The 8,499-nt window shown below is 60.0% G+C and carries 9 protein-coding genes, 1 tRNA gene and 2 pseudogenes; 10 read left to right on the top strand and 2 right to left on the bottom strand.

The features are described 5' to 3' along the window. The first annotated feature begins 47 nt into the window (after positions 1-47). The 9 genes and pseudogenes from EFB14_RS32595 (at position 48) to hemA (ending at position 7,053) form a co-directional block, all read left to right on the top strand. A complete protein-coding gene (locus EFB14_RS32595; protein ID WP_126830915.1) occupies positions 48-533 on the top strand; it encodes a FixH family protein in 486 nt (161 codons plus the stop codon). Continuing rightward, positions 530-2,815, top strand: a complete 2,286-nt coding sequence (locus tag EFB14_RS32590; protein WP_126830913.1) for a cation-translocating P-type ATPase — start codon at positions 530-532, stop codon at positions 2,813-2,815. The genes EFB14_RS32595 and EFB14_RS32590 overlap by 4 nt, the downstream gene beginning before the upstream one ends. Next, the gene (ccoS, locus tag EFB14_RS32585; protein WP_126830911.1) at positions 2,812-2,970 is read left to right on the top strand and encodes a cbb3-type cytochrome oxidase assembly protein CcoS; all 159 of its coding nucleotides are present in this window, start codon (positions 2,812-2,814) and stop codon (positions 2,968-2,970) included. Before EFB14_RS32590 ends, ccoS begins: the two co-directional genes overlap by 4 nt. 34 nt (positions 2,971-3,004) lie before the next feature. Next, positions 3,005-3,676: a Crp/Fnr family transcriptional regulator gene (locus EFB14_RS32580; RefSeq protein ID WP_126830909.1), complete on the top strand. Its 672-nt coding sequence runs from the start codon at positions 3,005-3,007 to the stop codon at positions 3,674-3,676. Between the two features lie 194 nt (positions 3,677-3,870). Then, a pseudogene (locus tag EFB14_RS32575) lies at positions 3,871-4,068 on the top strand (c-type cytochrome biogenesis protein CcmI); the annotation flags it as partial. Then, the gene (ccmE, locus tag EFB14_RS32570) at positions 4,065-4,547 is read left to right on the top strand and encodes a cytochrome c maturation protein CcmE (RefSeq protein ID WP_126830907.1); all 483 of its coding nucleotides are present in this window, start codon (positions 4,065-4,067) and stop codon (positions 4,545-4,547) included. The pseudogene EFB14_RS32575 and the gene ccmE, both read left to right, overlap by 4 nt. A gap of 87 nt (positions 4,548-4,634) precedes the next feature. Then, a pseudogene (locus tag EFB14_RS33845) lies at positions 4,635-4,757 on the top strand (cytochrome c-type biogenesis protein CcmH); the annotation flags it as partial. 186 nt (positions 4,758-4,943) lie between these two features. After that, positions 4,944-5,624 (top strand): CBS domain-containing protein, encoded by a 681-nt coding sequence (locus EFB14_RS32565; protein ID WP_167494745.1) that lies wholly within the window; start codon positions 4,944-4,946, stop codon positions 5,622-5,624. A 214-nt stretch (positions 5,625-5,838) separates the two neighbouring features. Beyond that, positions 5,839-7,053, top strand: a complete 1,215-nt coding sequence (gene hemA / locus EFB14_RS32560; protein WP_126830903.1) for a 5-aminolevulinate synthase — start codon at positions 5,839-5,841, stop codon at positions 7,051-7,053. A gap of 41 nt (positions 7,054-7,094) precedes the next feature. On the opposite strand, the gene EFB14_RS32555 is transcribed toward hemA, so the two are convergent. Further along, on the bottom strand, positions 7,095-7,313 hold the full coding sequence (locus tag EFB14_RS32555) for a hypothetical protein (RefSeq protein ID WP_126830901.1): 219 nt from the start codon (positions 7,311-7,313) through the stop codon (positions 7,095-7,097). Positions 7,314-7,443: 130 nt separating this feature from the next. Between EFB14_RS32555 and EFB14_RS32550 the strand changes: the two genes are divergently transcribed. Continuing rightward, entirely contained in the window at positions 7,444-8,001 is a 558-nt protein-coding gene (locus EFB14_RS32550) for a threonine transporter RhtB (RefSeq protein ID WP_126830899.1), read from the top strand. A 374-nt stretch (positions 8,002-8,375) separates the two neighbouring features. Here EFB14_RS32550 and EFB14_RS32545 read toward each other — a convergent pair. Beyond that, positions 8,376-8,452 (bottom strand) — tRNA-Met (locus EFB14_RS32545). Positions 8,453-8,499: the final 47 nt, after the last annotated feature.

Here is an 8,499-nt window from a genome sequence, read left to right as displayed (position 1 = left end):
GACCGGGCAACCTACCGTGCGGCGTTCAACGCACCGGGAGACATCAAATGAGAGCCTCCGCTCAAGGTTTTACAGGCCTGCACATGCTGCTCGCGACCTCGGCATTCTTTGCCGTGGTGATCGCGGTGAACGTCACCATGGCTTTCTATGCCTCCTCCAGTTGGAGCGGTCTAGTCGTGGAAAACACCTATGTGGCAAGCCAGGAATTCAACCGAAAGGCAGCCGCGATGAAGGCGATGGCCGCTTCCGGCATAAAGGGCGACCTCTCCATAAAAGGGCAGGAGATCCGCTACGACATTCACGATAAGAACGGGTCACCTGCGACCGTCGACGAAGTCGTGCTGAATTTCAAGCGACCTGTCGGAGATCACGAAGACTTCCACCTCACGCTCCGAAAAACAGCCGAGGGACGGTTCGAGGCAAATCACGGCCTGGCCGAGGGGGACTGGATCGTCGAAGCCATTTCGCGAAACGGCGGCGTGGTCGTCATGCACGAGGCCAAACGCATCGACACTGCGGAGTCAGGCCAATGACCTGCTGCACCATGGACGCAGAAAGCGTGCTTGCCCTCAGTACGACGTCATCGAGTGCCGAAGAGGTGCGGCTGGCCAGCCACCCGCTCGGCGGCGGATTGCGCCAGCTGGATTTGAGCGTTCCCGATGTTCACTGCGGCGGCTGCATTTCGACCATCGAAAGGAAGTTGCTGACACTTCCCTTCGTCAAGACAGCGCGAGTCAATCTCACGGCTCGAAGGGTGACCTGCGTCTATCAGGAGGAGATCGAGACGCATGCCGTCGATCCGTCCGAGATCCTCGCAGCGATCAATTCGGTCGGATATCGAGCACATCTCTTTACAGCCTCGGCCGCCGAAAACGACACGACCAGAAACCAGCTTCTCCTGGCGATCGGCGTTTCCGGCTTTGCTGCTGCCAATATCATGTTGCTCTCGGTATCGGTCTGGTCTGGCGCAGATGCCGCGACACGCGACATGTTTCATTGGATCTCGGCGATGATAGCAGCGCCTGCGCTGGTTTATGCGGGGCGCTTCTTCTTCAAATCGGCCTGGAATGCACTCCGCCACGGGCGCACCAACATGGACGTTCCGATCTCGCTCGCCGTGACGCTCTCCTATGCCGTTTCATTGTGGGAGACCGTCCATCACGGTGAGCATGCCTGGTTCGACGCGTCGGTTTCGCTGCTCTTCTTCCTGCTGATCGGCAGAACCCTCGATCATGTCATGCGGGAAAAGGCTCGGGCGGCGATCAACGGACTCGCAAGGCTGGCCCCGCGCGGAGCGTTGCTGATCAATCAAGACGGGTCGCGACGTTATATTGCGGTAGAAGAAATTGCGGTGGGAGATGAAATCTCGATAGCGGCAGGCGAACGGGTTCCCGTCGACGGCGTAGTCGTCAGCGGAGAAAGCGACATGGACCTCTCCATCGTCACCGGCGAGAGCAGCCCCGTCGCCGTCGCCAGCAACAGCGAAGTGAGTTCGGGCGCGATGAACCTGACGGGCTCGCTCGTCTTGCGGGCGACGCGAGTTGCCAGAAATTCGCTTCTTTCGGAGATCATCGGCCTCATGGAAGCCGCCGAGGGCGGAAGAGCTCGCTATCGCAGGATCGCCGATCGCGCTGCGGCGCTCTATTCGCCGGCCGTGCATCTATTGGCGCTGGTCTCCTTTCTCGCCTGGGGCTTCCTTGGTGGAGACTGGAAACAGGCAATGCTGGTCGCGGTAGCGGTCCTGATCATTACCTGCCCATGCGCATTGGGCCTTGCCGTGCCCGTGGTCCAGGTCGTCGCAGCGGGCGAACTTTTCCGGAAGGGCATCATGGTGAAGGACGGTTCTGCGCTCGAAAGACTGGCCGAGGCAGACACCGTGGCCTTCGACAAGACGGGCACCCTGACGATGGGCAGACCGCGCCTTGTGAAAATCGACGCCACAGACGAGAGCGTCACCGCAATCGCCCGCGGAATGGCCGCGCATTCGCGGCATCCACTTTCCCAGGCTCTGATGCGGAGCACGGAACTCACACCTGCACCCTTCGACAGCGTCAGGGAAATCCCCGGTGGAGGACTGGAGGCAGGGAATGGAGCAGATGTCTATCGATTGGGCAACGCTGCGTTTGCCTGCGGAACCAGCTTCGTGCCCCCCATCGCTGATAGTCCGTTCTCGGAAGTGGTCTTGTCGAGGAACGGAGTCGACCTCGCCCGCTTCTTCTTCGATGACACGCTTCGTCCGGGCGCTCGCGAGGCCATCGGCCAGCTCGACGCAGCCGGCCTTGAAACGCTGATCGTGTCCGGCGACAGGCAGGCCGTGGTCGACAATACGGCGCATGCTTTGGGTATCGACAGGGCTTTAGGCTCTCTGACGCCAAAACGGAAGGTCGATGAGTGCCGCAGACTCAGTGGCGAAGGTCGCCGCGTGCTCATGGTCGGCGACGGGATCAACGACGCCCCTGCCCTTGCTGCGGCGCATGTCTCGATGGCGCCGGCCACGGCCTCCGATATCGGCAGACAGGCCGCCGACCTTGTCTTCTTCAACGATCGCCTCGACGCCGTTCCGGAAGCGATCGCCGTCGCGCGAAGATCCGCCAGCCTCATCCGGCAGAACTTCGCCCTCGCCATCGGTTACAACGTGCTGGCTGTACCTATTGCCATCGCCGGATTGGCGACGCCGCTCATAGCGGCAGTGGCAATGTCGACATCTTCGATCATCGTCGTGATGAACGCACTGCGCCTGAACGCGTTCGGCAAACGTCCGGATATGCCAATTCGGGGGCGGGTCGGCGGAAGTGGGGAGGTCAAAGCCGCATGAACATGTTGATCTATCTCATACCGATCGCGCTGGCGATGGGAGGCATGGGACTCCTGGCGTTCCTTTGGTCACTGAAGAGCGGCCAGTATGACGACCTTCAGGGAGCCGCCTGGCGAATCCTCGCCGAGGACGAAAGCGATCGAAGAAAACCCTAACCGAAAACTGGGTCCAAAGACGAAAGGAAGATGGATGCTTGCGAAAAATTCAGTACTTCTGCAGTCCGACCTGTTCGCTGGTTTGGATCAGGCGACTGCAGAACAATTCACCGCAACGGCTCAGGTTGGCACCTTCGTTCCTGACGAGAAGATCATATGCGAGGGTCAGCAGGCATCGTTCGTCTACTGCGTCACGAACGGGTTCGTCCGACTTTCAAAATCGGAATCCGCTGGGCGCGAGGCTGATATCTGTGTATGCGAGCCGGGCGACACCTTTGGCGAATATCTTCTCTCAGGCGGCGGCTCCTACGCTTATAGCGCGTGGTCCGCCGACCGAGCCGAGGTCGCGCTGTTCGAGCTTGCGGAGTTACGGGCGTTTGCCGACCGACATCCGATCATACACCGGAACGTCATGCGCATCATGGCCAGGCATCTGCTCGGCGCGATGGATTGTATTGCCGGCGACCGGTTGCACACAGCCGCGCAACGTGTTGCAAACTACCTTGTGAGCCGCTGCCCCACCTCGGCCTCCACCTCGCGGGTGACGTTCCGCCTTCCCTACCGGAAGAGAATCTTGGCCGGCAAACTGGGACTGGCACCGGAAGCCCTTTCGCGGGCGTTCGCCGCGCTCGCCCCGTCGGGCGTCGAGGTCAGGGGCAAGGTCGTTCTGGTCGATAGCGTTGACCTGCTTCGGGAAGCGTGCTGAGCTCTCGGCGTAATTGACCGGGATCAATGTGCCGATCCCCGGCCCCCGTATGTTCGGCCGCAAATAGGTGTCTGGACGTTATGGTCATTTGGATTGTTTTCGCGGTCATCACGACTGCCATAATCGCCTCTCTTCTTCATCCTCTTGCCTCAGGCCGCGACTGGTTCAAGGACCGCGCTAATGGAGCCGCCCAGATAACGGACCTGGACGCAAAGCTTTCCGAAGGCTCGAACGACTTGAATGGCTGGCTCAGGCTGGTTCGATCCTGTGCCGTTCTGGACGAGCGATCCCAGGCCGCGGCAGCGGCATTTCCGCCGTCCGGTGAGCAGGGCCGGCAATTGCTGGCGCTTGCCAGGGAACTCGGCATATCAACGGAAGGATCGACGGAGTGACGCGTAAGCAGAAACGCCTCGCGGTGATCGCAGGCGGCATGGGCTTCATCGCCGCCGCCGTGCTGCTTGTTATGTTCGCCTTCAGCCAGTCGGTCGCCTATTTCTACATGCCGGCGGATCTCGCAAAGACACCGGTGGCGCCGGAAACCCGTATCCGGCTTGGTGGCTTGGTCGGCGAGGGCAGCGTGGTGCGCGATACCGGCTCGACGGTGGAGTTTTCCGTCACCGACGGCAGCACCAATGCCGTGAAGGTTAGATATACCGGCATCCTCCCCGATCTCTTCCGCGAGGGACAGGGTGTCGTCACCGAAGGTATGTTTACGCCGGGAACGAACGTCTTCGTCGCCGACACCGTACTTGCCAAGCATGACGAGACCTACATGCCGAAGGACGTGGCCGACAGGCTGAAAGCCCAGGGTTTGTGGAAGGAAGGCCAGGGCCAGGAAGGTTCGGGGAAGGAAGCGAAGGCGACGCCATGATCATCGAGATCGGCCATTACGCGCTGGTGCTGGCGCTTGCAACGGCGCTCATCCTCTCCATCGTGCCGGTTTTGGGGGCTCGCCGTCATGGCCGCTCGAGGCGCGGGCCTGCCCCTATCGGCCGAACTGCGCTGCATGGTCTGCCAGAACCAGTCGATCGACGATTCCAACGGCGATCTGGCCAAGGATCTGCGCCTGCTGGTGCGTGAGCGCATCACCGATGTCGACAGCGACGAGGCGGTGCTGAACTATATCGTCTCGCGCTATGGCGGACGAACAGGCGCGGCTCGGCGAGCTTCTTCGCGAGGATCGCGCTGTTTGACGAAGATCAATGGCGGCTCGACGAGCTCGCATTATCGTCATCCCAGCAACAATTTCTATGAACGAGGCAGGACAATGCAGGCGAAGGACATAATGACCACCAACGTGGTGTCGACCGGTCCAGCGGTCGGCATACGCCACGCCGTCGCTGTCATGATGCAAAACAATGTCAGCGGCCTTCCTGTCATTGATGACGAGGGCCGCGTCTGCGGAATGCTGACGGAGGGCGACCTGCTGCTGCGAAAAGAGATCCGATTCTCCCCCCGCGCCGCCCGCGCGTCCGAAATCATATCCGAGATTGACCTTGAGCGGTATATTTCCAGCAATGGCTGGTGTGTCGCCGATGTCATGTCTCAAGATGTCATCGTGGCATGCCCCGACAGCGAGGTATCGGATATCGCCGACAGCCTCCAGGCGCATCGGATCAAGCGGCTGCCGATCGTTGAGGACGGGCGTCTTGTGGGGATTGTCAGCCGCAGAGACATCCTCGGCCTGATCATCGATGCCCAGACGGCGCCGCTGCCAAAGGAAGATGAATCGATCAGGCTGGCGGTTCGAACGCGTCTGAGGTCGGAGTTGGGGATAACGCCTCAGAAGGTCCAGGTGACCGTCAAGAACGGCCAGGTCACACTCGATGGTAACGTGGAGTCGGAGCTGAAGCAAAAGGCTGTTCGCACCCTGATCGAAAGCCTGGGCGTCGGCGCCTATCGTGACCGGCTCCAGATCGCTCGGCTGACCGGGACCGAAAGGGGTTGAGACAGCACCCTTCGAGCTTTAATGCCAGATGCCGTTCCGACAATTGATACTGATCAAACAACCGGCCTGCCGGCTGCAACGATTGGAATGACCGTCCGCGATCAGCAGACGGCTAGGGGCAATTCGTCGAAGCTCCCTCCATCCAACTTGATCGAGATCAAATACGCCGAACTCCTCACAATATATTGCTCGGATCACACAGGGGAGTTTGCATATGGATTTCGAAGCGTTTTTCAAAAACGAGCTGGACGGGCTTCATGCTGAGGGCCGTTACCGCGTTTTTGCCGATCTCGAACGTCACCGCGGCAATTTTCCGCGCGCGACGCGCCATACGGCCGATGGCGAAAAGGAAGTCACGGTCTGGTGCTCCAACGACTATCTCGGCATGGGCCAGCATCCGAAGGTGATCGAGGCGATGAAGAACGCCATCGACCACTGTGGCGCGGGTGCGGGAGGCACCCGGAATATTTCTGGCACCAACCACCATCATGTCATGCTCGAGCGTGAGCTTGCCGATCTGCACGGCAAGGAATCAGCGCTGATCTTCACATCGGGCTATGTGTCCAACTGGGCGGCACTCGGCACGCTCGGCGCGAAAATCCCCGGCCTCATCATCTTCTCCGACGCGCTGAACCATGCCTCGATGATCGAAGGCATCCGTTACGCCAAATGCGACAAGGTAATCTGGAAGCACAATGACGTCGCCGATCTCGAAGCCAAGCTTGCGGCCGCCGATCCGAAGGCGCCGAAGCTGATCGCCTTCGAGAGCATCTATTCGATGGACGGCGATATTGCCCCGATCAAGGCGATCTGCGATCTCGCCGACAAATACGGCGCGATGACCTATCTCGACGAGGTTCATGGTGTCGGCATGTACGGCCCGCGTGGCGGCGGCATTGCCGAGCGCGAGGGGCTGATGGACCGGCTGACCGTCATCGAGGGCACGCTCGGCAAGGCCTTCGGGGTGATGGGCGGCTATATCGCGGCTTCCGCGGCACTGTGCGATTTCATCCGCTCGTTCGCCTCCGGCTTCATCTTTACCACGGCGCTGCCGCCGGCGCTGGCCGCTGGTGCGGTCGCTTCGATCCAGCACCTGAAGGTCAGCCAGTTCGAGCGCGCGCGCCACCAGGACCGCGTGCGCAAGCTCCGGGCGCTGCTCGACCAGAACGGCATCCCGCATATGGCCAATCCGAGCCATATCGTGCCGGTGCTGGTCGGCGATGCGGCCAAATGCAAATGGATCTCCGATCTGCTGCTCGACAATTGCGGCGTCTACGTCCAGCCGATCAACTACCCCACGGTGCCGAAGAAGACCGAGCGCCTGCGCATCACGCCGACGCCGCTGCATTCCGATGCCGATATCGCCCATCTGGTCGAGGCCCTGCATTCGCTCTGGTCGCGCTGCGCATTGGCGCGGATGGTTGCCTGAGCCAGAATGTCGGCCGGGCCTTCTGATGGGGATTAAGGCGGCTATTCTTCTTCCAGCAGGAGAGCTGTGGCCAAGTAGCCCATGCTTATCGTGCTCGCGAAGAGATAAATGAACAGCCCTTGGGCAAGGTAATTATCAAGATTGCCTGCCATGGCGCCGGGGGAGAAAAAACCGTTTTGCCAAACCAGGAATGCCGTGGCGCATCCAATTGCAAAGCCCGTGGCCAATCGAGTGAGTATGAAACTGATCATGCGAGGCATCGCGGCACCTCAGAGTTAGCTCATCCCAACGGTCGGGCCACGAGAAATGTTCCGGCTGCAAAGTGATCTTTGTCAAAGATTGAGGTGGCTGACCATGCAAAAAGCGTGACGCAACCGAGGGACCGAAGCAGTGCATCTTTTACCTTTTGCAGCCAGCGTTTTTGCGCTTCTCATTTTGCCTGGGCCGACCAATGCGATATTGGCGATGGCCTCTCAGGGTCTGACTGCTGGGCGCGCGATCATGCTGCTTGGCACTGTCGTAGCCGCCTATCTTATTATTGTCGTTCCGGCATCTGGCCTGGCCGGTCCTTTTCTCCACCGCCACCCTCTGGCCGCACAAGGTGTCAAGCTTGCCTCCGCAACCTGGGTATTCTACCTCGCCCTGCGGCTCTGGGGTGCCGGATCCAGTCCCACCGAGATTGTGACAGTGCGGCAGCTGGCAATCACGACGCTGTTGAATCCCAAGGCGCTTATCATCGGGCTTACGATGATGCCCTCTGTAGGGGATGTGTCTGCGACAGCCGCCACCGCAACCCTCGCCTTCGTCGTCCTATTCGTATCTTCGATCTGGCTCTCGACAGGCAGAATTGTCCTGGGAAATGAAAAGCAAATGCCGTTACTGGCCCGGCGATGCGGATCCGCAACCCTCCTGCTGTTCTCGGCCGTATTGACCCTCAGCGCATTTTGACGGCACCAAGGACACCGCGAATATATCAGGCCGAGCGCACGGCCTTCTCGCTATGAGATTTGTGCGCATGAGGGAGCAAAAATAGAGGGGAATGCTAGCCGCGTCGATCCAGCCAGCCTCTGGCCATCAGCCGGCAACCCTGCAGGTGCGCGGTCTAATCGCCGGCATCCTTGCACCGATGGATAATTGACGTTCATGGAACCCCGCTTCATCGCCGAGCTACATGCAGATTTCAAGGAGAGGATGACGGCCGGCGAGATTACGTCCGAGGCTAAAAGAATGAGATTCTCGACTTTCGTGCGCCTGATTAGGGGTTAAATCCTCGACCTGTTACCAGATACACAAAAGCCCGCACGAGGCGGGCTTTGTGTATTTGGTTGCGGGGGCAGGATTTGAACCTGCGGCCTTCAGGTTATGAGCCTGACGAGCTACCGGGCTGCTCCACCCCGCGTCCAGCGCAAATCCTGTTGGGATTTGTCGCGGCTGCGTAAAGCGCCT

The organism is Rhizobium fabae (assembly GCF_003985135.1).
Classification (GTDB): Bacteria; Pseudomonadota; Alphaproteobacteria; order Rhizobiales; family Rhizobiaceae; genus Rhizobium; species Rhizobium pisi.
Note: the sequence above shows the minus strand (reverse complement) of the source record. Positions and strands in the feature narration are given on the sequence as shown.

Excerpts from the sequence above, each read along its gene's own strand:
- EFB14_RS32580 (WP_126830909.1), top strand. The coding sequence starts at position 3,005 with ATGCTTGCGAAAAATTCAGTACTTCTGCAGTCCGACCTGTTCGCTGGT.
- EFB14_RS32590 (WP_126830913.1), top strand. The coding sequence starts at position 530 with ATGACCTGCTGCACCATGGACGCAGAAAGCGTGCTTGCCCTCAGTACG.
- ccoS (WP_126830911.1), top strand. The coding sequence starts at position 2,812 with ATGAACATGTTGATCTATCTCATACCGATCGCGCTGGCGATGGGAGGC.
- EFB14_RS32555 (WP_126830901.1), bottom strand. The coding sequence starts at position 7,313 with ATGCCTCGCATGATCAGTTTCATACTCACTCGATTGGCCACGGGCTTT.
- EFB14_RS32565 (WP_167494745.1), top strand. The coding sequence starts at position 4,944 with ATGCAGGCGAAGGACATAATGACCACCAACGTGGTGTCGACCGGTCCA.
- EFB14_RS32595 (WP_126830915.1), top strand. The coding sequence starts at position 48 with ATGAGAGCCTCCGCTCAAGGTTTTACAGGCCTGCACATGCTGCTCGCG.
- hemA (WP_126830903.1), top strand. The coding sequence starts at position 5,839 with ATGGATTTCGAAGCGTTTTTCAAAAACGAGCTGGACGGGCTTCATGCT.